Source organism: Streptomyces sp. NPDC050560 (genome assembly GCF_044457285.1).
GTDB lineage: Bacteria > Actinomycetota > Actinomycetes > Streptomycetales > Streptomycetaceae > Streptomyces.
The window spans coordinates 199,962-221,740 of sequence record NZ_JBITGT010000011.1; the positions used below are offsets into that span (position 1 = coordinate 199,962).

Below are 21,779 nucleotides of genomic sequence, written 5' to 3' on the forward strand. Positions count from 1 at the left end.
TGCGCGCCCTCTTGACCGGCCACCGGACCGGACTTATCGTCGCGCAACACGACGTAGGACGTCCTATCTCCCGAATATTTTCCCGGAAGCCCCGATGGAGGCACTGTGAGCGACGCGACCCCAGGGCGGGCCCTGCACCGCCGGTCCTTTCTGAAGTACACCGGCGCGTTCGGCGCCGCCACGGCCATCACCACCTCGCTCTCCGCCTGCTCCTCGGGTCCCGAGTCGACCAACGACACCGGGGGCGGCGGCGGTGGCTCCAAGGACGTCACCGCGGTCATCGGGTACGGCAACGACCAGAGCTGGGACCCACTGAAGACCGCGTCGGCCTTCTCCATGGCGGCCAACCACCACATCTTCGAGGGCCTGTGCGACAACGACCCGATCAGCCGCAAGCCCTACGCCGCGCTCGCCACCGCGATCCCGGCCGACCCGCAGGCCACCACCTGGCGCTTCACCCTGCGGGAGGGCGCCAAGTGGCACGACGGGCAGCCGGTCACCGCGGACGACGTGGTCTTCACCTACGACAAGATCCTCGACACCAGCTCCTACACCCTCGCGCAGGGCTTCTTCGCCTCCTGGCTGAAGAGCGTGAAGAAGGTCGACGCAAAGACCGTCGAACTCACGCTGAAGTTCCCGTTCCCGGACGGCACCGCCCGGCTGACCCTCGGCAAGATCCTGCCGAAGCACATCGTGGGCAAGTCCGGCGGCTGGGAGACCCTGGACGCGGGCAAGGCCATCGGCTCGGGCCCGTACAAGCAGACCGCGCACCACCCGAAGTCGAACACCACCTTCGCCGCCAATCCGGACTACAACGGGCCGCGCAAGGCGAATTTCGACACCATGAACTGGCTCGCCATCGTGGACGCCGCGCCCCGGGTGGCGAAGATCTCCGGAAACAGCGCCGGGGCCCAGATCGCCGACAACATTCCGTACCCGAACATCGAGCAGCTCCAGAAGAGCGGGCTCACGGTCGAGGGCGGCGCGGGGATGAACCACATCTTCCTGTTGTTCAACACCGCCCACAAGCCGTTCGACGACGTCCGGGTGCGCCAGGCGCTCTTCTACGCGATCGACACGGAGAAGATGATCCAGGCGGGGCTGCGCGGCCACGGAAAGGCGGCCCAGTCCTTTCTCGACCGGCAGAATCCCACCTTCCGCAAGGCGAAGACCGTCTACACCTACGACCCGGACAAGGCGAAGCAGCTCCTCGCCCGGGCGGGCGTGAAGAACCTCAAGGTGAACCTGCTCGCCGGGAACGTGAGCTGGATCGTGGACTGCCTGCCCACCATCAAGGCGTCCTGGGACGCGGTCGGGGTGAAGACCACGCTCGACCCGCAGGAGACCTCGGCGGTCTTCAGCAAACTGGACCAGAAGAAGGACTTCCAGGTCGTGGCGAGCGCCTCGAATCCGAACCAGTTCGGCATCGACGCGGACCTGATCATGCGCTACAACTACTCCCCCACAAACACCTGGACGGGCTACGCCAGGTGGCAGAGTAATTCCACCGCCAAAGCCCTGTTCAAGCAGATGGACCAGGCCACGAGGGAGTCGGATCCGGCGAAGAAAAAGAAGATGACGCAGGACTATATCGACGTGGTGGCGGAAAATGCGGTCATCTACCCGATCGTGCACACAGAACTGATGACGGCCTGGGACCCGAAGAAGATCACTGGAGTGCGGGCGCAGTCGTATCCCGGCATCAACCTCCTCCAGGCCAAGCCCGCAGCGGGCTGATCTCCCGCACCTCCGTTAGGAGCCGCACGTGCTCGCGATAGCCAGAATTCTGGCCCGCCGCATCCTGCTGCTGATTCCGCTGATGCTCGGGATCGTGCTGTTCGTCTTCATCATCATGCGGTTCTCGAACAGCGATCCGGCCTCCGCGTACTTCCAGGGTGCCAATCCGACCCCGGAGCAACTGCATCAGTTCCGGCAGGAGAACGGGCTGCTCGATCCGTTCCCGGTGCGCTATGTGCACTTCGTGGGAGACCTCCTCCACGGCGACATGGGCTTCAGCGTCCTCAATCGCGGCCAGGTGCTCGACCAGGTCTCCACCGCCCTGCCGCTGACCCTCCAGCTCACCCTGCTCGGCCTGGTCGTCGCGATCGTCATCGCGCTGGTCCTCGGGGTGACGGGCGCCCTCTACCGGGACCGCTGGCCCGATCAGGTGATCCGGGTGCTCTCGCTGATCGGGGTGGCCGCCCCCGGATTCTGGCTCGCGCTGCTCATGATCCAGTACCTCGCGGTGAACGCGGGCTGGTTCCCCGCCAACGGCTACATCAACCCGGGCGACTCGTTCAGCGGCTGGCTGAAGAGCATGACGCTGCCCGCGCTCGCCCTCTCGCTCCCCGTGGCCGCGCAGCTCACCCGTATCGTGCGCACGGCCGTCGTCGAGGAGCTGGACAAGGACTACGTGCGCACCGCGGTCGGCAGCGGTCTTCCGCCGGTCGTCGTGGTGGGCCGCAACGTCCTGCGCAACGCCCTCATCAACCCGCTGACGGTGCTCGGCCTGCGGGTGGGCTATCTGCTCGGCGGCGCGGTCGTCATCGAGACGATCTTCGCGCTGCCCGGCATGGGCAAGCTGATGATCGACGCCGTGAAGAACGGCGACCCCGCCGTGGTGCAGGGCGTCGTGATCACCACCGCCGTCGGCTTCGTCGTGGTCAACCTGATCATCGACATCCTCTACCTCCTGGTCAACCCGCGTCTGAGGAGTGCCGCATGAAGCCCGGGCAGCCGACCAAGGGGCGGGCGGCCCTGCGGAGTCTCACACTGCGCAGGCTGCCGGTGCGCTCCCGCGTCTCCGTCGTGGTCATCGCGCTGGTCATCCTGATGGCCCTGTGCGCGCCGCTGATCGCCCCGCACGACCCGCTCGACCAGGCCACCATGATCGGCAACGGGGGCCCGTCGGGCGAGCACTGGATGGGCCAGGACAGCCTCGGCCGCGACATCCTCAGCCGGCTGATGTACGGGGCGCGCTGGTCGCTCGCCATCGGCCTCGGCGCCACCGCGCTCGGCCTCGTCGCCGGGGCGGTCCTGGGCGCCGTCGCGGCCACGTCACGCAAGGCGGTCGACGAGACCCTGATGCGCGTCCTCGACGTAATCATGGCCTTCCCCGGCATCGCGCTCGCCGCCGTCCTCGTCACCGTCTTCGGCGGCGGCATCCCCATCCTGATCTGCGCGCTGGCGTTCCTGTTCACACCCCCGATCGCCCGCGTCGTACGGGCCAACGTCCTCGACCAGTACGGCGAGGACTACGTGGTCGCGGAACGCGTCATCGGGGCCCGCACCCCGCACATCATCCTCAGGCACGTCGCGGTCAACTGCGCGGCGCCGATCCTGGTCTTCTGCACGGTGCAGGTCGCCGAGGCCATCGTGTTCGAGGCGTCGCTGTCGTTCATCGGCGCCGGGGTGCGCCCGCCCGACCCGTCGTGGGGCAGCGTCATCTCCGACGGCAAGAACATGGTCCTCACCGGCGGCTGGTGGGCCACCGTCTTCCCCGGCCTGCTGATGCTGATCACGGTGCTGGCGCTGAACATCCTCTCCGAGGGCGTCTCCGACGCCTGGGCCTCACCCGGCGCCCGCACCGGCGACCAGGACCGGGCCGCGACCCGCAGCGTCACGGCAGAAGCGGCCGAGGGCGCCGAGCGGGTCGACCTCGTCAAGGGCGGGCCCGACACCGCCACGGCCGAGGGCGCGACCGCCTCCGGGGCCCCCGCGGGGGAGGCCCTGGACGCGCTGGAGGCGCCACGGCCCGGCAGCGGCGTCATCACCGAGCTGCCGTCCCTGACCGAGGCGGCGGCGCGGCTGCGGGAGCGGGCACGCGCGCTGCCGGGCGGCGAGCCCGTGCTGTCGGTGGAGGGGCTTGCCATCGGCTTCGAGCAGCGCCACCGCGGCGTGGACATCGTCGACGGCATCAGCTTCGACGTGCGCCCCGGGGAGGTGCTCGGCCTTGTCGGCGAGTCGGGATGCGGCAAGTCGCTGACCGCGCTCACCGTGATGGGCCTCGCGCCCGACAGCGCCCGTATCCGCGGCCGTGTCGTCTTCGACGGGCGTGAGCTGACCGGGATGCCCATGCGGGCCAGGCGCAGGCTGCTCGGCCACGACATGGCGATGATCTACCAGGACGCGCTGTCGTCGCTGAACCCGGCGATGACGGTCCGCGCCCAGCTCCACCAACTGGTGCGGCGCGGCGGCAGGCGCACCCCCGCCGAGCTGCTGGAACTCGTCGGCCTCGACCCGGCGCGCACCCTGAGGAGCTATCCGCACGAGCTGTCGGGCGGCCAGCGCCAGCGCGTCCTGATCGCCATGGCGCTCTCCCGCAGCCCCAAGCTGATCGTCGCGGACGAGCCCACCACCGCCCTCGACGTGACCGTGCAGGCGCAGATCATCGAGCTGCTGCTGCGGCTGCGCGAGGAGCTGGGCTTCGCCCTGATCCTGGTCTCGCACGACCTCGCCCTGGTGGCGGACGTGACGGACCGCATCGTCGTGATGTACGGCGGCCAGATCGTGGAGAGCGCGGTCACCGCCTCCCTGGTGGAGGCGCCCGCGCACCACTACACCAGGGGGCTGCTCGGCTCGGTGCTCTCGCTGGAGTCGGGGGCCGACCGGATGACGCAGATCAGGGGCGTGGTGCCGTCGCCCGCCGACTTCCCGCGCGGCTGCCGGTTCGCGGACCGCTGCCCGATGGCGAGCGAGGTCTGCCGCACCACGGCGCCCGCGCTGCTGGGCCCCGCGCCCACGCACACGGTCGCCTGCCACCACCCCGCGGTGGAGCTGCCCGTCTCCACCCGCACAGGACAGGGAAGCGAGGCCCTCAAATGACTCTGATCTCCTTGGCGGGCGCCAGTGTCGTGCACCGGGCCCGCACCGGCTCCCTGTTCAGGCGCGACCGGGTGTACGCCCTCACCGGCGCCGACCTCGACATAGCGGCCGGGGAGACGGTGGGCGTGGTCGGCGAGTCGGGGTGCGGCAAGTCGACCCTGGCGAAGGTCCTCGTCGGCATCGACAGGCCCAGCTCGGGCACGGTCTCCTTCGAGGACAGGGACCTGTGGTCGATGTCCGCGGCCGAGCGCCGCACCGCCGTCGGCAGCCACACCGGCATGATCTTCCAGGACCCGTCGACGGCGCTCAACCGCAGGCTGCCGATACGGCAGATACTGCGCGACCCGCTGGACGTCCACAGGCGCGGCACCACCGAGGCCCGCGAGGAGCGGGTGCGGGAGCTGATGGACCTGGTGGGTCTTCCGCCGGTGCTCGCGGACGCGCTGCCCGGACAGCTCTCCGGCGGGCAGCGGCAGCGGGTCGCGATAGCCAGGGCGCTGGCGCTCGACCCCCGCCTCGTGGTGGCGGACGAGCCCACCAGCGCCCTGGACGTCTCGGTGCGCGCGCAGATACTCAACCTGCTGCTCGACCTGAAGAGCCGGCTCGGCATCGCGATGGTGTTCGTCTCGCACGACATCCAGACGGTGCGCCGGATGAGTGACCGTGTCATCACCATGTACCTGGGCCGCATCGTCGAGGAGTCCCCCGCGGGGCGCGACACCGCGCAGGCCCGGCACCCGTACACCCGGGCGCTGTTCTCGGCGACGCCGGGGCTGCTCGACCCGATCGAGGCGATTCCGCTCGTCGGGCCCGTGCCGTCGGCGACCCATCCGCCGAGCGGCTGCCCGTTCCGCACACGATGCTGGAAGGCGGACGACACCTGTGCGGCGACGATGCCGGACTTCTCGCCGTCGGGTCCCGACCACCGCTTCCGCTGCCACCATCCGGTGGCGGCGGGCCAGTCCATCCGCGACCTCGTAGCCCAGGCCACGGTGCAGAAGGAGCGTTCATGAGCCCCCGTCCGTCATCCGCCCCGTTCCCCGCCCCGCTGACCGGTGTCGTGCCGCCCGTCTGCACCCCCCTCACCCCGGAGTACGAGGTGGACACCGCGTCGCTTGTCAGGCTCGTGGACCACCTGGTGGCGGGCGGCGTCGACGGGCTCTTCCTGCTCGGCTCCTCGTCCGAGGCGGCGTATCTGCCCGACGGGCACCGCAGGAAGGTCGTGGAGACCGTCATCGGGCATCTGGGCGGGCAGGTGCCGGTGCTGGTGGGCGCTATCGACATGGCGACCCTGCGGATGCTCGACCACGCCCGGGAGGCGGTCTCCGCGGGCGCCGACGCGGTCGTCGCCACCGCGCCGTTCTACACCCGCACCCATCCGGCGGAGATCGCCCGGCACTTCAGGATGCTCGCCGGGCGCACCGGGGTCCCGGTGTTCGCGTACGACCTGCCGGTGTCCGTGCACACCAAGCTGGGCGCGGGGCTCGTCCTGGAGCTGGCCGCCGACGGGGCGCTGGCCGGGCTCAAGGACTCCAGCGGCGACATGAGCGGCTTCCGCGAGGTCATCGTCGGCGCGAAGGAGCGCGGCATCCCCGGCTTCAGCGTGCTGACGGGCTCGGAGACCACGGTGGACTCGGCCCTCGCGATGGGCGCCGACGGCGTCGTGCCCGGGCTCGGCAACGTCGACCCTGACGGGTACGTACGGCTGTACCGGCTGTGCCGTGACGGCGACTGGGCGGCGGCGCGCGCCGAGCAGGAGCGGCTGTGCGCGCTGTTCCGCATCGTGCGGGCGGGCGCGGCGGACCGGATGGGCGGCAGTTCCGCCGGGCTCGGCGCGTTCAAGGCGGCGCTGCACCTGCGCGGCGTCATCGACTGCCCCGTGACCGCCTACCCCCAGATCCCGCTGGACGAGGACGAGGTACGCACCGTCGGCAAGCACCTCGCGGCGGCGGGCCTCCTGTAGCGGGGGCGTCAAGGACGCGGTGCGCGGCGGGGTCTTCGGGGGAGTCCGCCGACACCGCCAGGCGGGGTCCCGGCGCGTGTGCCGGGGCCCCGCTTCGGTGTACGGGGCTTCGGTGTACGGGGGCTTCGGTGCACGGGGCCGGTCGCAACCTCTCCGCCGTGCTGACGCGGCGTCAGTCGCCGTGCGGGGTGAGCCCGTCGAGCCGCAGGCGCCTGAACTCGATGCGCTCGTACGTGCCTTCGTCGCCTGTCTCGTAGAGGACGCCGACGGTGCCGCGGTCGGGCTGGACGAGATCCGAGTAGGCGGCGGGGAGTTCGGAGAGGGTGGTGGCCTTGGTGAAGCCGGCGCCTGCGTCGGTGCTGGACCAGACGGCCATGCCGGCGCGCGCGGTGGGCACGGAGGGGCCGGCGAACAGCAGCGGGGCGTGGCGGCCGCCCTCGGTCTGGAGCACGCTGCCCTGGACGACGGGGACGTCGTTCAGGGTGGGCTGGACGGCGTAGGGCCTGTCGAGGGTGGCGCCGCCGTCGCTCGAATAGGTGTCGAGGCGGTTGCCCGTACTGGTGCCGTTCTGGTCGCGGGCGCTGAAATAGATGCGCCCGTCGGGAAGTTGGGCGGCGGTCGACTCGTTGGCGTTGATGACGCCGTCGTAGGTCTCGTCGACGAAGCCGAGCTTCCAGTGCAGCCCGCCGTCGTCGCTGTAGAGGGCGTGCGCAGCGTAGTACTTGGCCTCCTGGCCGGTGTCGGACGAGCCGGCGGGCGGGGCGGTCGAGTAGTTGGAGGGGACCACGAGGCGGCCCTTGTGGGGGCCGTGGGTGAGGGCGATGGCATGGCCCGGCCCGGTGGCGTACCAGCGCCAGTCGGGGCGCTTGACGTCCGCGGTGATCTCGCGGGGCTTCGAGAAGGTGTGGCCGTCGTCCCTGCTGGTCTGCACGAAGACCCGGCGGCTCTGCTCGGGCGTCACCTCGCCGCGCATGATCTGGGCCTCGGTCACCTGCCCGCTGTTGAAGCAGGTGACGAGGACGAGGTGCCCGGTGCGCGGGTCGACCACGGGGGCAGGGTTGCCGCGGGTGTCGCCGCCGCCCGCGGCGACCACGCCGAGCGGCCCCCAGGTGCAGCCGCCGTCGTCGGAGCGCTTGCGCACGACGTCGATGTCGCCGCTGTCCGCCTCGCCGTCGTGCCGCCCCTCGGCGAAGGCGACGAGGGTACCGCCCGGGGTGCGCACCGCGGAGGGGATACGGAAGGTGTCGTAGCCGTCCTCCCCCGCTCTGAACGGCACCGAGGAGGTGCACGAGGCCGGTCTGTGACCGCTGCCGCCTGCGGCGAGGGCGGTTCCCGTACTGGCCAGCACCGCGGCCCCCAGCACGGCCATGCTCGTGATCAGCCGACTCTGCACGCTCATCTGTTACTTCCTTGGGACGGGAGGACACACAGGACATGGGAGGTGGGACATGGGACGTAGGACGTCCTGTGACGCTAGTGCGCGGCGAGTGCCAGATCAATACCCGCGCGACGGGCGGGGCGTGGGCCGCGTGGGCCGCGGAGGCCGCGGCGGGCGAGCCGGGTCCCCCGGGGCCGCCGGGGGGCAGGCGGCAAGGACGGTACGCCCGTCCGGGACGAGCAGACCTGCCGCGACGGCTACAGCCTCCAGCCTCCGCCTGCGGCCCCGGCCGGGCTCGTCTGTCGCCTCGACGACATGCCCCCCGATGACTCCTGCTCGGCGCCGCCGCAGGCCGCCGGACTCGACCCAACCCGCGGGCAGTACCGATAACTCACGGCCCCGCCCGCCCTGTGAAGGGGCGAGCGAAGGCCACTTCGCCGTTCACCTCAACAGCAGATGAGCATGATCCTTGAGGACTTCGCGGATCTCTGGCACATGGCGAAAGGGCTGCATACGGTCCAGCACGGCCTGGGCTCGCACGGCTGTCCTCCTCGATGACAAAGCCTCAGATGCCGTAAGGACCCGGGAGGCTTCATCGGCGGCCTGCTCGGGCTCGTTGGCGTCGAGGAGTGCGATGGCCAGCCACGAGCGGTACAGCGCGAGTTCTCGCGCGTGCGTGACGTCGTAGCGGCTCAAGACATCGGTCAGCAGGGGCACGGCACGGAGGGGCCTGCGCAGTTCCGTGTAGGCCCTGGCGTCCATGATGTCCAACTCGGCCGCCGAAACCCAGTACGCCCAGCGCGGGCTCTCGGGTCCATCACTGTTCAGCGCCTCGTGCGCCTCCCCGAGCGCCCGCATCGCGCCCTGGCTCTCTCCCACCCGAGTACGAGCCCAGGCCACGCGGTCAAGGAACAACGCTCGTGCCACCGGGGGTACGTCCGGCCCCGCCTCGTCGACCGCAGCCTGGGCAAGTTCGGCCCCTTCGTGCATCCGGCCGTTGTTCGTGTGCTGATAGGCGAGGGAGCCCGCGAGGTGAGCAACCAAGATCTTGTCATCCGCCTGACGAGCCGCGTCTATGCCGAGCCGATATGCGCGCTCGGCGTCCTTACGCCGACCAGCGTCGGAGGCCACCCAGCCGGCGATCTGTGCCACCTCGCCCACTTGGACAAGAAGTGCGCGCCCCACCTCGTCTGTGAACGTCGCCTCCCTGTAGAGCCGGACAGCGCGACGAAGCTCCTCGAACGCGGGAGCGACGATGTCGCCGCCTGAGAGGACGTCGTCAGCCAGCCGCAGGGCATGAACTCGGGCGGCGAGGCTCTCAACGTCCTCCGCTCCGAGGCGGCGCCCGGTACTGACGACGGCGCGTGCGAGCGGACCGCCGTCGCGGGGCAGGAGTTGAGCGAGTATGGCACTCGCCCCCGGCAGAACTGCACGGTCCTCGCCTCGGCCGTACGCTGCCGCCTGATCGAGATCAGCGAGCGGTGTGCCCAGCACGTGCGCCAGGGCGGACAACCACGAGCCCGGAACGCGAACCCCGCGCTCCCACCGGGAGACCTCGCTCCTCGTCACCGAATGTGTGCCCGTGGCCGCGCACAGAGCATCGGCCAACTCTGGCTGCGTCATCCGGGCTTGTCGACGAAGCCGCGCAAGATAGGCGCCGAACTGCCGTCGTCGCTCGCTGCTGTCCATGCCGGCCCCCTTCTCCGTACAGTCTGGCCCCTCCCTGGCCCCTTTTGTGGCTCCTGTGCGTGACCGGCCGCACCGGTTCGATAAGCGCATTCACCCCGGCAACCGCTTGTGACCGGTCCCGGGGCATGGCCGACTGCGAAGGAGTCGACGGGGATGGACGCTACACACTGCCACCCGGACGAGCGAACGGAACTGGACGCGTCCGCGGCGGCGTTGGCGCCCGCGTACCGGACGGGCGCCGCCGCAGCCTGGCTTGCCCAAGCGCACCCGCGCCCGGCGGAGGTGCGCGAGGCGTGGACGCACCCCTACGGGGTGGCGGCGCTGCCGTGCGACGGGCCGTTCACGGCGGTGCGTCTGCCGGAGAACGTGGTGCGGGCCGCGTGCGACGCCGACGACCTGACCGCTCTCCACGCGCAGCTCGGCGCCGCCCTGCACGGGCCGGTCATCCACGACCCGCAGTACCACCGCTACTACGCGCTCGTCCCGGCCGGGGCCGCGAAGGACTGGCGGCTGTCGTGGACGGAGTGTCTCGGCCCTGAGTACTACCTCGGCATGCCCCATCCCGCCGCCGTGCGCCCCTCGGGCATGAACGCGTACTGGGCGGTGCCCATGGACGGACCCGGCCACCTGTGCGACCCGGTCGCGGTGGAGGAGTTGGCGCGGGTGGGGCGGGAGCGGGTGGCGGCCGGGGCAGTGCGCTGGTGCAACTGGCATCACGGTCATGCCCGCGGCACGGAACTGGTGAGCATCATCGAGCAGATGAGCGGACCGGGCGCGAGCCTGTACGCCTGTGCCGACTGCCGCGCGGCACACCGCCTCACGCCCCTGGCCGAAGGCGGTGTGTGAGGTGCCGGTGAATGACAGCCGCCCCGCAGCCGACTGGCTCGCCTCCGCCCACCCCCGGCCCGCCCAGGCACACCAGGCGTGGGAGCGGCCGGGCGGTGTGGCCGCGCTGCCGTGCGGGGTGGTGTTCACCGCCGTGCGCCTGCCCGCACTGCTCGTCCACGCCGCCGTGGGAACCGCCGTCCCCCACGCCGTGCGCGCCCGGCTCGGCGAGCGCCTGGGCGGACCCGTCATCCACGACCCCGCGCACGCCCGCTACCACCTGCTCGTCCCCGCGGACACCGCCAAGTCCTGGCACCGCACGGTGGCGTACGTACGGTGCCTGGAACCCGAGGACCACCTCGACACCCCCGCGCCGGGCGCCACCCAGCTCTCCGGGCAGGTCCCGTACTGGGCCGTACCCCCGGCGAAGCCACACAAGCTGTGCGCCCCGGAAGCAGTGAAGGCCCTGACCCGCCACGGCCAGCGGCGGGCCGCCGCGCGCGGTATCGGCTGGTGTCACTGGCACACCGGCTACGCCCCCGGCACCGAACTGGTCACGGTCACCGGCACGTCGAGCCTGGACGCCGGCGGACGCTGGGCCTGCCCGCCCTGCCGCAGAACCCACCGCCTCGAACCCTTCTACGGTCGGCGGAACTGACCCCCAACTCTCACGTGACCGACGACCCCGCGGGGCGGCCACAGAAGCGCCGCCCCCGCCGTTCAGGCCGCCCCCGCGATGAACTCCCCCAGGCCCGCCAGCAGTCGGTCGATGTCGTCCTCGTCGGTGTACGGGGCGAGCCCGACGCGCAGGCCCCCGGTGTCGCCGAGGCCGAGGCCGCGGGACGCCTCAAGCGCGTAGAAGCTGCCGGAGGGTGCGGCGATGTCGCGCTCGGCGAGGAAGCGGTAGGCGTCCCGGGTGTCGGCGCCCTCGATGGTGAGCAGCAGGGTGGGGGTGCGCAGCGCGGCGCGGGAGTGGACGCGTATCCGGTCGAGCCCGGCGAGGCCGGTTTCGAGGCGGCGGCGCAACGGCTCCTCGTGCGCTGCGAGCACGGCGAAGGCGGCGTCGAGCCGGGCGGGCCTGTCGTCCGCGCGCCCCGCGCCCGCGCCCGTTCCCGTGCCGTCGGCGAGTCCCGCGAGGAAGTCGACGGCGGCGGTGGCCCCCGCAAGCGACTCATAGGGCAGGGTGCCGTACTCGAAGCGCTCGGGGACGCGGTCGGTGGACGGCAGCAGCTTGTGGGGCCGCAGGGTTTCGAGGAGCGCGGGGCGGCTCGCGAGGACGCCGAGGTGGGGGCCGAAGAACTTGTAGGGGGAGCAGACGGCGAAGTCGGCGCCGAGCGTGTCGAGCCGTAGGCGCGCGTGCGCGGCGAGGTGCACCGCGTCCACGTACAGCAGCGCGCCCGCGCGGTGGACCAGTTCGGCGATCTCGGGGACGGGCGGCCGGGTGCCGATGAGGTTGGACGCGCCGGTGACGGCGACGAGCCGGGTGCGCTCGCCGACCTCGGCGGCGATGCGCGCGGCGGTCAGCTCGCCCGAGTCCGGGTCGAACGCGGCCCGCCGCACGGTGGCGCCCACGGCCGCGGCCGCCTGCACCCAGGGGCGGATGTTGGCGTCGTGGTCGAGCGTGGTCACCACGATCTCGTCGCCCGGCTCCCAGGTCGCGGCGAGGGTGCGGGAGAAGTCGTAGGTGAGCTGGGTGGCGCTGCGGCCGATGACGACACCGTCGGGGTCGGCCCCCAGCAGGTCGCCGAGCGCCGCCCTGGCCCCGGTCACGAGGGCGTCGGCGGCGCGCTCGCCCGCGGTGAGGCTGCCGCGGTTGGACAGCGGGTGTGCGAGGGCGTCGGCCATCGCGTCGATGACGGGGCGCGGCGTCTGGCTGCCGCCGGGCCCGTCGAAGAAGGCGACGCCGGAGCGCAGGGCGGGGAACTGGGCGCGCAGGGCGCCGATGTCGTAGGTCACGCTGGTCTCCTAACCACCCCCGCCCGTCCTCACTCCCCGCCCCGGCCCGGCCCGGGGCCCCTCCCGCCTGGGCTCAGCCGCCCTCCCCCGGCCGTACGAGCCCCGACTCGTAGGCGGTCACGACGAGTTGCGCGCGGTCCCGGGCGCCGAGCTTGCCCATGATGCGGCTCACATGGGACTTGGCGGTCAGCGGGCTGAGCCCGAGCGCGCGGGCGATCTCCGCGTTGCTGAGGCCGTGGGCGACGAGCGCGAGCACCTCGCGCTCGCGGGCGGAGAGGCAGGCGGGCCCCTCGCCGTGGGCCGCGGGCGGCGCGGCGCCGCGCAGGAAGCTGCCGATGAGCCGGGCGGTGGCGGCGGGCGAGAGCAGCGCGTCCCCGGCGGCCACCACCCGTATCGCGTCGAGGAGTTCGGCGGGCCTGGTGTCCTTCTCCAGGAACCCGGAGGCCCCGGCGCGCAGCGCGTCCGCGATGTGCTCGTCGGTGTCGTACGTGGTCAGCACCAGGACCCGGACGCCGCCGAGCGCGGGCTGCGCGGCGATGCGGCGGGTGGCCTCGATGCCGTCGAGGTCGGGCATCCTGATGTCCATGACGACGACGTCGGGCGCCGCCTCCACGGCGAGCCGCACCGCCTCGCGCCCCGTGCCCGCCTGCCCGACGACCTCCATCCCCTGCGCGGTCCCGATCAGCATCGCGAACGCGGCGCGCACCAGTTTCTGGTCGTCGGCGAGGAGGACGCGGATGGTCATGAGACGGCTCCGTTCAGCGGCAGTACGGCGGTGACGGCGAAGCCGCCCACGGGGCGTGGCCCGGCGTGCAGGGTGCCGCCGACGCTGCGGGCGCGCTCGCGCATCCCGACGAGGCCGAAGCCGCCCGGTGTCGCGGGCGCGCCGGGCGCGGCGGCGCCGTCGTCGGTCACGGACACCCGCAGCGCACCGTCCCGTATCGCTATGTCGATGTCCACTCCGACCTCGGGCCCCGCGTGCCGGACGGCGTTGGTCAGGGCCTCCTGGACGATGCGGTAGGCGGCGGCGCCCACGGCGGGCGGTGTCCCGTCGTCGGGTCCCCCGGGCACGCGCAGCCGCACGGTGGCGCCCGCGCCGCGCGCCGACCTGGCGAGGTCGGTGAGTCCCGCGAGGCCGGGCAGCGGCTCGCGCGGCTCCGCGGCCCCGGCGCGCAGCACCTGGAGGGTGGCGCGCAGGTCGCCGCGTGCGGTGCGGCAGGTCTCGGAGATGTCGTCGAGGGCGCGGGCGAGGGCGGCGGGGTCGTGGTGCGCCGGGTCCGCGGCGAGCACGTGCGCGGCGACCGACGCCTGGACGCCGATGAGGGTGATGCTGTGCGCGAGCAGGTCGTGCAGGTCGCGGGCGATCCGCAGCCGCTCCTCGGCGACCCGCCGTGCGGCCTCCTCCTCCCGGGTGCGCTCGGCGCGTTCCGCGCGCTCCACGACGGCGGCGACGTGCTGGCGGTGGACGCGCACGTAGCCACCGATGAGCAGGAAGGCGAGCACCCAGCCGGAGATCCGCAGCAGTTCGACACCGCGGTGGGTGTCGACGCTCAGCGTCACCGAGAGCGACACCGCGAGGATGCAGGTGCCCGCGAGGAGGGTGCGCAGCGGGCGGCCGGTGGCGGCGAGGGTGTAGAGGGCGACGTAGGAGGCGCCCGACGGGGCGAGGTGGTTGTAGTCGAGGCCGTGGTACGGGGCGACGCAGCACAGCAGCGCCGCCATCATCAGCAGCGGGCAGCGGCGCCGCCACACCAGCGGCACGTGCAGCGCGACGAGCAGTGCCCAGCCGACCGCGTCCGGCCGTCTCGCCGGGTTGGTGAGCAGCGCGATCACCACCGCGGACACCGCGAGTACCGCCGCGAGCGCGGCGTCCTTGGCGAGCGCGTGGCGGGCGGCCAGCGGGTCGCCGTTGACGACGCCCACCAGCCACCCGCCTGTCCTGCTCATGGCCCGGCGCGGCCTCGCGGTGCGGTGTGGTGCCTGGGTGTGGGCCTGCACGGGTCCATCCTGGGGTACGGCGGTGGCGGCGCGGCCGCGGGGGCGCGCACCGCCGCCTGCCCCGGCGGGGCGGCGGGGGCGGCGGGTGTGGCTCAGCGCGCCGGGTCGGCGGCGGGTACGGGCTCCGGTGCGGACGCGGGTTTCGCCAGGGCGCCCGGCCACCAGACCCGGCGGCCGAGGAGCACGCTCGCGGACGTCACGAGGTAGGTGCGCACCAGGAACGTGTCGAGCAGCACCCCGACCGCGATGACGAAGCCCAGCTCCGCGAGTTGGACGAGCGGCATGTTCAGCAGCACGCCGAACGTCGCGGCGAGCACGACGCCCGCGGAGGCGATGACGCCGCCCGTGGTGCGCAGCGCGGTGAGCGCGGCGGCGGCCGGGACGGCGCCCGCCAGGGCCTCCTCGCGCATCCGGTGCAGCAGGAAGATGCCGTAGTCGACGCCGAGGGCGACGAGGAACACGAACGACAGCAGTCCGAGCCCGGGATCGGTGCCGTGGAAGCCGAACAGCGGCCCGAAGAGCAGCCCGCCGACGCCGACCGCGGCGCCCCAGACCACCACGACGGCGGCGAGCAGCAGCAGCGGCGCCACCAGGCTGCGCAGCAGCGCGACGAGGATCAGCAGCACGGCGGCGAGCACGAGGGGCACGACGAGCGCGCGGTCCCGGGCGTTGGTGTCCTCCAGGTCCCGCTGCTGGGCGCTCTCGCCGCCGATGTGCGAGCCGGGCAGCGAGGCGCGCAGCCGCCCGATGAGGGCGCTCTCCGCGGGGCTCTGCGGCGATGCCTTCGCGAGGACGGACAGTTCGGTCCAACCGCCGCCGCTGCGGCCGCGCGTGGCGGAGGCGACGCCTTCCGTGCCGCGGACGTCGGTGAGCGCACCGTCGGCGCCACGGGTCGGCGTCATGACGGTGAGGGGCTGGGTGCCGCGCTCCGGGTAGGCGTCGGCGAGGGTCCGCATGGCCCTGACGGCCTCGGGGGCGCTGCTGAACGAGTCCTCCTGCCTGAGGTCGCCGGGCAGCGCGAACTGGCCTAGGGCGAGGGCCCCGAGGAGCAGCGCGCCGAGTACGAGGACGGTGCGGGGGCGGCGTCCCGCGGAGGCGCCCATGGCGTTGAACAGGCCCCGGCGGCGCGGCGGGCTGCTGCCGAGTGAGGGCAGCAGCGGCCAGAACACCCGGCGCCCGAGGAGCACGAGCAGCGCGGGCAGCAGGGTCATCATGGCGAGCAGCGCGCAGAGCACCCCGACGGCGCCGAGCGGGCCCATGCCGCGGCTGCTGTTGAGGTCGGCGGCGAGCAGGCAGAGCAGCCCGGCCGCGACGGTGCCCGACGACGCGAGGACGGCGGGCCCGCAGCCCCGCAGCGCCGCGGCCATGGCGTCGTACGGGCGCGCCACGCGCCGCAGTTCCTCGCGGTAGCGGGAGACGAGCAGCAGCGCGTAGTCGGTTCCTGCGCCGAACACGAGGATCGTCATCACGCCCGCGCTCTGGCCGCTGACGGAGGTGTCGAAGACCCGGTTGAGTCCGTACGCGGCGGCCATCGCGAGGGCGTCGGCGACCCCGGCGGTGAGCAGCGGCAGCAGCCACAGGAACGGGCTGCGGTAGATCAGGACGAGCAGTACGGCGACGAGGGCGACGGTGGTGTAGAGCAGCGGGTCGCCGAGCGAGCCGTACACCTCGCCGGAGTCGGTGGCGAGGGCGCCGGGGCCGCCGACGTCGGCACCGAGCCCGCCGCCGCCCCTGACGACGTCGCGCACAGCGTCCACGAACCGGTCCCTGGCCTTCTCGTCGCCGCCGGGGGCGGTGGTCGAGACGGGGTACATGAGGGTGGTGCCGTCGCGGGAGGGCACCGCCCCGGGCGCGGACGCCAGGTCGAGGCGGCTCGCGACCCGCGCGGTCTGCCGGGCGGCGGTGGCACGGTCGGCGGCGGTGAGGCCGCCGTCGCGGTGGTACACCACGACAAGGTCCGTGGCCTGCCCGCCGGGCAGCGCGCTCTGCAACTCGGCGGCCCTGGTGGAGTCGGCGCTCGCGGGCAGGTAGTCCACGACGCGGTTGTGCTCCACGCCCCCGAGCCGCCCCGCGAAGGTCCAGGCGACGGCGACCAGCACCACCCAGAACCCCACCACAAGCCAGGGCGCGCGCCTTCCGCGCCGGCCCGCCTTCGTCTCGGCCCCCATCCGGGCCCCCTCCCACTGGGCGTTGCACAACCCGCCCAGCGTCCAGCCGACCCCCCACCCCCCGCGTCCCCCACCCGACCGACCCCGCCCTACCGCCCCGGTCCCGCCACCGCTTCCGTTCCTCCCGCCGGAGTACAGCACGGGGAGCGACGGGCGCTCCTCTTCGCAGCTTTCCCCTCCTCTCCCCCCTCCCCCCTTCCCCCCTTCCCGCCGCAACGGCGAGAACCCCGTAGCCGAGGGTCCGGCGGAATCCCCACGCACCCGCATCCCGACCCTCCAACTCCCCACCCACCCGCACAGCAAGGAGAGCCCCACCCCCGACAACCCCACGCCGACGCAACGCCGACCGACAACGCAAAACGCCCCCCGCACAGGGGGGCGCCGCCCGCGTAGGGCAAAGCGGTGTCACGCCAGGGCTACGCCCTGACCGCCGCCAGCAACCGGTCAATGTCGTCAGGACAGAGCGTGAGCGCGGCCCCCACGGTCCCCAGCACCTCCCGCTCGGCGGGCGTGTACGCCCCGTCCGCGAGGGCGATCCGCGCCCCCTGCGCGAGGATGGACTCCCGCCCGGCGGGCGCGAGATGGGGCGCGAGCGGGTCGAGCGCCTCGTGCAGCTCTATGGCGAGCCCGGTGAGCCCGGTCCCGCACTGCTCGGGCAGCCGCCCGGTGTCGGCGGCCAGCGCCTCGATCAGCGCGAGCAGTTGGTCCTCCGTGCACTCGTCGAACCCGGCGGCGCGTACCACCGACACGGCCGTGCCGAGCGCGGCGCGCTCGCACGTGCCGTCGGCGGCGAGCACGGCGAGCGCCACGGTGTGGACCGCGTCGCGCAACATGGCCGAAAAGCGGTGCGTGGTGGGGTGGTCGAGCACCTCGGTGCCGAACTGGTCGTCGCAGGCGGCGCATTCGACGACGGGCCCGGCGGAGCCGCGCGGCAGTACCGGCACGCCGAGCAGGAAGAAGCGGCGGCGTCCGGTGCGCCGCTGGTAGTTCCTGTCGCCGCCGCACCCCGGGCAGAAGAACTCTCCGTCGCCCACGGTGGTCCAGACGACGCGGGTGCCGAGCACGCGGGAGAGGCTGGAGGGGCGCCCTGCTGGGTGATCCGCAGCGAATTGTCCGCTAGGTCCGGTCTGACCGAATCTCCCGGTTCCCCCCGGTCGTCCCCATACTGGCAGCACGTGGCACCTCCCATAACGCTGCGGCAACGATGCCGCATTGGCGTGATGTTAGCCACATACCCGAGGGGACGTCAGTACCCCGCACGGCGGCTGGCCGGGACACGCCCCGTCCCCGGCGGCGGGAAAGCGCCGCCGGGGAGGGGGAAAGCGCCGGTCAGGCCCCCTGTCGGGCCGCGCGGTTGACCGCGGAGACAACCGCCTTCAGAGAGGCACGTGTCGTATTCGCGTCGATGCCGATCCCCCACAGCACGGCCCCGTCGATGGCGCACTCGATGTACGAGGCGGCCTGCGCGGACGCGCCCTCGCTCATCGTGTGCTCCTGGTAGTCCAGCAGCCTGGCGTCGATGCCGATGCTCTGGAGCGCGGCGAAGAACGCCGAGATGGGGCCGTTGCCCGCGCCGGTCAGCACGGTCGGGGCGCCGTCCACGTCGGCCCGTGCCGTGAGGGTGTCGACGCCGTCCTTGTCGGTGGTCGTCTGACCGGCCCTGAGCTGCACCCTTCCCCAGGGGTTGGCGGGGTTGGGCAGGTACTCGTCGCGGAAGACGTCCCAGATCGCGCCGGGCGTGACCTCGCCGCCCTCGGCGTCCGTCTTGGCCTGGATGATCTTCGAGAACTCGATCTGCATCCGGCGCGGCAGGTCCAGATTATGGTCGTTCTTCAGGACGTAGGAGATGCCGCCTTTGCCCGACTGCGAGTTGACCCGGATGACGGCCTCGTAGGAGCGCCCGACGTCCTTGGGGTCGATGGGCAGGTAGGGCACGGCCCAGGTGATCTCGTCGACGGTCCTGCCGGCCGCGGCGGCCTTGGCCTCCATGGCCTCGAAGCCCTTCTTGATGGCGTCCTGGTGGGAGCCGGAGAAGGCGGTGTAGACGAGGTCGCCCGCGTAGGGGTGGCGCGGGTGGACCTCCATCCGGTTGCAGTACTCGGCGGTGCGGCGGATCTCGTCGATGTCGGAGAAGTCGATCTGCGGGTCGACGCCCTGGCTAAACAGGTTCATGCCGAGGGTGACCAGGTCGACGTTGCCGGTGCGCTCGCCCTGCCCGAACAGGCAGCCCTCGATGCGGTCGGCCCCGGCCATCAGGGCCAGTTCCGCGGCGGCGACGGCGGTGCCGCGGTCGTTGTGCGGGTGGACGGACAGGCAGACGTACTCGCGGCGGGAGAGGTTCCGCGACATCCACTCGAAGCGGTCGGCGTGGGTGGAGGGGGTGGAGCGCTCGACGGTGGCGGGCAGGTTCAGGATGATCTCGCGGCCCTCGCGCGGGCCCCACACGTCCATGACGCCCTCGCAGACCTCCAGCGCGAAGTCCAGCTCGGTGTCGGTGAAGATCTCGGGGCTGTACTGGTAGCCGAAGGTGGTGCGCTCGTCGAGCAGCTTGTCCGCGTACTCCATGACGAGCCGGGTGCCGTCCACGGCGATCTGCCTCACCTGGTCGCGCGAGCCGCGGAAGACGACCTCGCGCCAGACGGGCGCGGTGGCGTTGTACAGGTGCACGGTGGCCCGGTGGGCGCCCTTGACGGACTCGACGGTCCGCTCGATCAGCTCCTCGCGCGCCTGTGTCAGCACGGAGATCGTGACGTCCTCGGGAATGGCGTCGCTCTCGATGATGGAGCGTACGAAGTCGAAGTCGGTCTGGCCCGAGGAGGGGAAGCCGACCTCGATCTCCTTGTAGCCCATGCGCACCAGCAGGTCGAACATCTCGCGCTTGCGGGCGGGGGACATGGGGTCGATCAGGGCCTGATTGCCGTCGCGCAGGTCGGTGGAGAGCCAGCGGGGCGCCTTGGTGACGCGCTGCTCGGGCCAGGTCCTGTCGGGGATGTCCACCTGCTCGTACCGGTCGTACTTGTGGATCGGCATACCGGTCGGGCGCTGGAAGTGGGAACCAGTGGTGATCGGAGTAGGTTGCGACATTTAGGGGGCTCCTCGGTCCGCGGGGGACGGCCGACGTGGACAACGCCGCACTCCGCGGGGAGGGGGTCGGCCTACGACTACAGACCCTCGCCGCGGCAGCTAAGAAGAAGCAGCCCGTAACGCATGATGTGGGGCAGCATAGCCGAGGCGCCGCGGTCCAAGAGATCCGTATCAGTATGCGGGACCCTTTCCGGGCTCCCGGCCCCCACGCGTGCGGGCCCGCCACGGGCGCCCCGGCGGCCCCGCGCACCGCCGACGCCCCTGACGGCCCTGACGGCCCTGACGGCCCTCGCGCACTATGCCGTCACCGTCTTCTCAAACCAGATCCACCGTATGTTTCACTCTATTTCACCAATCGCCGTTGCAGCTAGTGACATCAGGGTGACGGAGTGCCACCTTCGGAGTATGACCACGACTTCATCTCCGGGCACACGGCCCATGACGGGGATCACCCCCGTGTTCTGCACGATCGTCCCGCCCCAAGTCCTCGACGCGCTGTCCAGGAGCACCGACCCGGCCCTCTCCGACCCCGCACGCCGCACCCTGATGCGTGACGCGGAGCACCGCACCAGGCGCCACACGGCGACCCTCGCCGTGACGGCGGGGGCGGCCCAGGGCGCGGCCTCCGACAAGCCCCGCCGCACGGTGTACGACTGCCGGCACGGCACCTCCCTGCCGGGCACCAAGGTCCGCTCCGAGGGCGAGGAGGCCGTCGAGGACGCCACGGTGAACCGCGCGTACGCGGCCCTCGGCGCCACCTTCGAGTTCTACCTGAAGGCGTACGACCGCCGCTCCATCGACAACCACGGCCTCCCGCTCGACGCGAGCGTGCACTACGACGAGAAGTACAACAACGCCTTCTGGAACGGCGAGCAGATGGTGTTCGGCGACGGCGACGGCGAGGTCTTCCGCGACTTCACCATCCCCGTGGACGTCATCGGCCACGAGCTGACCCACGGCGTCACCCAGCACACGGCGAACCTGACCTACCAGGGCCAGGCAGGCGCGCTCAACGAGTCGGTGTCCGACGTCTTCGGCGCCCTCATCAAGCAGTACTCGCTCGGCCAGACCGCCGAGCAGGCCGACTGGCTGATCGGCGCGGGTCTGCTCGCCCCGAGGGTCACGGGCAAGGCCCTGCGCTCCATGAAGGCCCCGGGCACGGCGTACGACGACGACGTCCTCGGCAAGGACCCGCAGCCCGCCACCATGGCCGACTATGTGGACACCCAGGAGGACAACGGCGGCGTCCACGTCAACTCCGGCATCCCCAACCACGCGTTCTACCTGGTGGCCAAGGAGATCGGCGGCCACGCGTGGGAGCGCGCGGGCCGGATCTGGTACGACGTGCTGACCGGCGGCGACCTGGAGTCGAACGCCGACTTCGCGGCCTTCGCCCGGCTGACCGTCGAGGCGGCGCGCAACCGCTTCGGCGACGGCGACGCGGAGGAACAGGCCGTCACCAAGGCGTGGCAGCAGGTGGGGGTGCTGACGTCGTAGCCGCGCCGCCGCCCTGTTCCCCGGCGGCCCGAGCGGCTAGACAGGACCCATGCGTATCCAGGTGAAGCGAACCGGCGGGTTCGCCGGAATCCCCCGCCGCGCCGAGGTGGACACGGCCGACCGCTCCGACGCGGCGGAGTGGCACGACCTGGCCCACCGCGCCCTCGCGGAGGCCGAGACCACCCCATCCCCCGGCGTCCCCGACGGCTTCCACTACACCCTGACCGTCGACGACACGACCACCCACTGCACCGACCCCCATCTCAGCCCGTCCCAACGGGAGTTGATCAGCCGAGTGCTGAAAGAGGGCGCCTAGCCCCGCGGGGCCGCCCCCAGCGGCGCCCGGCGCGGCGGGGGCCCCTCCCGGGGCGCGCCGTAAGGCCCGAAAGCCGACCTC

17 protein-coding genes are annotated in these 21,779 nt (G+C 72.4%); 9 read left to right on the forward strand and 8 right to left on the reverse strand.

Annotation, left to right across the window (positions count from 1 at the left end; genetic code table 11):
- The first annotated feature begins 105 nt into the window (after window positions 1–105).
- From ACIBIW_RS25715 to ACIBIW_RS25735, 5 genes are read left to right on the forward strand one after another with little or no spacing between them, the layout of a single operon-like run.
- Entirely contained in the window at window positions 106–1,737 is a 1,632-nt protein-coding gene (locus ACIBIW_RS25715) for an ABC transporter substrate-binding protein (protein WP_399339381.1), read from the forward strand.
- Between the two features lie 28 nt (window positions 1,738–1,765).
- Window positions 1,766–2,725: an ABC transporter permease gene (locus ACIBIW_RS25720; protein WP_399339382.1), complete on the forward strand. Its 960-nt coding sequence runs from the start codon at window positions 1,766–1,768 to the stop codon at window positions 2,723–2,725.
- The gene (locus tag ACIBIW_RS25725; protein ID WP_399339383.1) at window positions 2,722–4,824 is read left to right on the forward strand and encodes a dipeptide/oligopeptide/nickel ABC transporter permease/ATP-binding protein; all 2,103 of its coding nucleotides are present in this window, start codon (window positions 2,722–2,724) and stop codon (window positions 4,822–4,824) included. The genes ACIBIW_RS25720 and ACIBIW_RS25725 overlap by 4 nt, the downstream gene beginning before the upstream one ends.
- Window positions 4,821–5,837 carry an oligopeptide/dipeptide ABC transporter ATP-binding protein gene (locus ACIBIW_RS25730; protein WP_399339384.1) on the forward strand — a complete coding sequence of 339 codons (1,017 nt, stop codon included), beginning with the start codon at window positions 4,821–4,823 and terminating at the stop codon, window positions 5,835–5,837. The genes ACIBIW_RS25725 and ACIBIW_RS25730 overlap by 4 nt, the downstream gene beginning before the upstream one ends.
- Window positions 5,834–6,787 carry a dihydrodipicolinate synthase family protein gene (locus ACIBIW_RS25735; RefSeq protein WP_399339385.1) on the forward strand — a complete coding sequence of 318 codons (954 nt, stop codon included), beginning with the start codon at window positions 5,834–5,836 and terminating at the stop codon, window positions 6,785–6,787. The genes ACIBIW_RS25730 and ACIBIW_RS25735 overlap by 4 nt, the downstream gene beginning before the upstream one ends.
- 172 nt (window positions 6,788–6,959) lie before the next feature.
- Here ACIBIW_RS25735 and ACIBIW_RS25740 read toward each other — a convergent pair whose 3' ends face one another.
- Both ACIBIW_RS25740 and ACIBIW_RS25745 read right to left on the reverse strand, forming a co-directional pair.
- Window positions 6,960–8,186, reverse strand: a complete 1,227-nt coding sequence (locus tag ACIBIW_RS25740) for an exo-alpha-sialidase (protein ID WP_399339386.1) — start codon at window positions 8,184–8,186, stop codon at window positions 6,960–6,962.
- 420 nt (window positions 8,187–8,606) lie between these two features.
- Window positions 8,607–9,854, reverse strand: coding sequence for a helix-turn-helix domain-containing protein (locus tag ACIBIW_RS25745; RefSeq protein ID WP_399339387.1), 1,248 nt, complete (start codon window positions 9,852–9,854; stop codon window positions 8,607–8,609).
- Between the two features lie 153 nt (window positions 9,855–10,007).
- On the opposite strand from ACIBIW_RS25745, the gene ACIBIW_RS25750 reads away from it, so the two are divergent.
- A complete protein-coding gene (locus tag ACIBIW_RS25750) occupies window positions 10,008–10,700 on the forward strand; it encodes a hypothetical protein (RefSeq protein WP_399339388.1) in 693 nt (230 codons plus the stop codon).
- Window positions 10,701–10,707: 7 nt separating this feature from the next.
- Window positions 10,708–11,337 (forward strand): hypothetical protein, encoded by a 630-nt coding sequence (locus tag ACIBIW_RS25755; RefSeq protein WP_399339389.1) that lies wholly within the window; start codon window positions 10,708–10,710, stop codon window positions 11,335–11,337.
- Between the two features lie 62 nt (window positions 11,338–11,399).
- On the opposite strand, the gene ACIBIW_RS25760 is transcribed toward ACIBIW_RS25755, so the two are convergent.
- The 6 genes from ACIBIW_RS25760 to leuA form a co-directional block, all read right to left on the reverse strand.
- Complete coding sequence (locus tag ACIBIW_RS25760; RefSeq protein ID WP_399339391.1) at window positions 11,400–12,635, reverse strand: cysteine desulfurase-like protein; 1,236 nt, start codon at window positions 12,633–12,635, stop codon at window positions 11,400–11,402.
- Between the two features lie 73 nt (window positions 12,636–12,708).
- Window positions 12,709–13,380, reverse strand: coding sequence for a response regulator (locus ACIBIW_RS25765; protein ID WP_399339392.1), 672 nt, complete (start codon window positions 13,378–13,380; stop codon window positions 12,709–12,711).
- Complete coding sequence (locus ACIBIW_RS25770) at window positions 13,377–14,633, reverse strand: sensor histidine kinase (protein WP_399339393.1); 1,257 nt, start codon at window positions 14,631–14,633, stop codon at window positions 13,377–13,379. Before ACIBIW_RS25770 ends, ACIBIW_RS25765 begins: the two co-directional genes overlap by 4 nt.
- 92 nt (window positions 14,634–14,725) lie before the next feature.
- On the reverse strand, window positions 14,726–16,801 hold the full coding sequence (locus ACIBIW_RS25775) for an MMPL family transporter (RefSeq protein WP_399339394.1): 2,076 nt from the start codon (window positions 16,799–16,801) through the stop codon (window positions 14,726–14,728).
- A gap of 416 nt (window positions 16,802–17,217) precedes the next feature.
- Window positions 17,218–17,865: a TerB family tellurite resistance protein gene (locus ACIBIW_RS25780; RefSeq protein WP_399339395.1), complete on the reverse strand. Its 648-nt coding sequence runs from the start codon at window positions 17,863–17,865 to the stop codon at window positions 17,218–17,220.
- Between the two features lie 265 nt (window positions 17,866–18,130).
- Window positions 18,131–19,885 (reverse strand): 2-isopropylmalate synthase, encoded by a 1,755-nt coding sequence (gene leuA / locus ACIBIW_RS25785; protein ID WP_399339396.1) that lies wholly within the window; start codon window positions 19,883–19,885, stop codon window positions 18,131–18,133.
- Between the two features lie 438 nt (window positions 19,886–20,323).
- Between leuA and ACIBIW_RS25790 the strand changes: the two genes are divergently transcribed.
- Together ACIBIW_RS25790 and ACIBIW_RS25795 are read left to right on the forward strand one after the other, a co-directional pair.
- Window positions 20,324–21,382, forward strand: coding sequence for a M4 family metallopeptidase (locus ACIBIW_RS25790; protein WP_399339397.1), 1,059 nt, complete (start codon window positions 20,324–20,326; stop codon window positions 21,380–21,382).
- 49 nt (window positions 21,383–21,431) lie between these two features.
- A complete protein-coding gene (locus ACIBIW_RS25795) occupies window positions 21,432–21,698 on the forward strand; it encodes a protealysin inhibitor emfourin (RefSeq protein WP_399339398.1) in 267 nt (88 codons plus the stop codon).
- Window positions 21,699–21,779: the final 81 nt, after the last annotated feature.

Bases quoted from the DNA above. Each gene is read 5' to 3' on its own strand.
- ACIBIW_RS25725 (WP_399339383.1), top strand. From the start codon at position 2,722: ATGAAGCCCGGGCAGCCGACCAAGGGGCGGGCGGCCCTGCGGAGTCTC.
- ACIBIW_RS25730 (WP_399339384.1), top strand. From the start codon at position 4,821: ATGACTCTGATCTCCTTGGCGGGCGCCAGTGTCGTGCACCGGGCCCGC.
- ACIBIW_RS25735 (WP_399339385.1), top strand. From the start codon at position 5,834: ATGAGCCCCCGTCCGTCATCCGCCCCGTTCCCCGCCCCGCTGACCGGT.
- ACIBIW_RS25740 (WP_399339386.1), bottom strand. From the start codon at position 8,186: ATGAGCGTGCAGAGTCGGCTGATCACGAGCATGGCCGTGCTGGGGGCC.
- ACIBIW_RS25745 (WP_399339387.1), bottom strand. From the start codon at position 9,854: ATGGACAGCAGCGAGCGACGACGGCAGTTCGGCGCCTATCTTGCGCGG.
- ACIBIW_RS25750 (WP_399339388.1), top strand. From the start codon at position 10,008: ATGGACGCTACACACTGCCACCCGGACGAGCGAACGGAACTGGACGCG.
- ACIBIW_RS25765 (WP_399339392.1), bottom strand. From the start codon at position 13,380: ATGACCATCCGCGTCCTCCTCGCCGACGACCAGAAACTGGTGCGCGCC.
- ACIBIW_RS25775 (WP_399339394.1), bottom strand. From the start codon at position 16,801: ATGGGGGCCGAGACGAAGGCGGGCCGGCGCGGAAGGCGCGCGCCCTGG.
- leuA (WP_399339396.1), bottom strand. From the start codon at position 19,885: ATGTCGCAACCTACTCCGATCACCACTGGTTCCCACTTCCAGCGCCCG.
- ACIBIW_RS25790 (WP_399339397.1), top strand. From the start codon at position 20,324: ATGACGGGGATCACCCCCGTGTTCTGCACGATCGTCCCGCCCCAAGTC.
- ACIBIW_RS25795 (WP_399339398.1), top strand. From the start codon at position 21,432: ATGCGTATCCAGGTGAAGCGAACCGGCGGGTTCGCCGGAATCCCCCGC.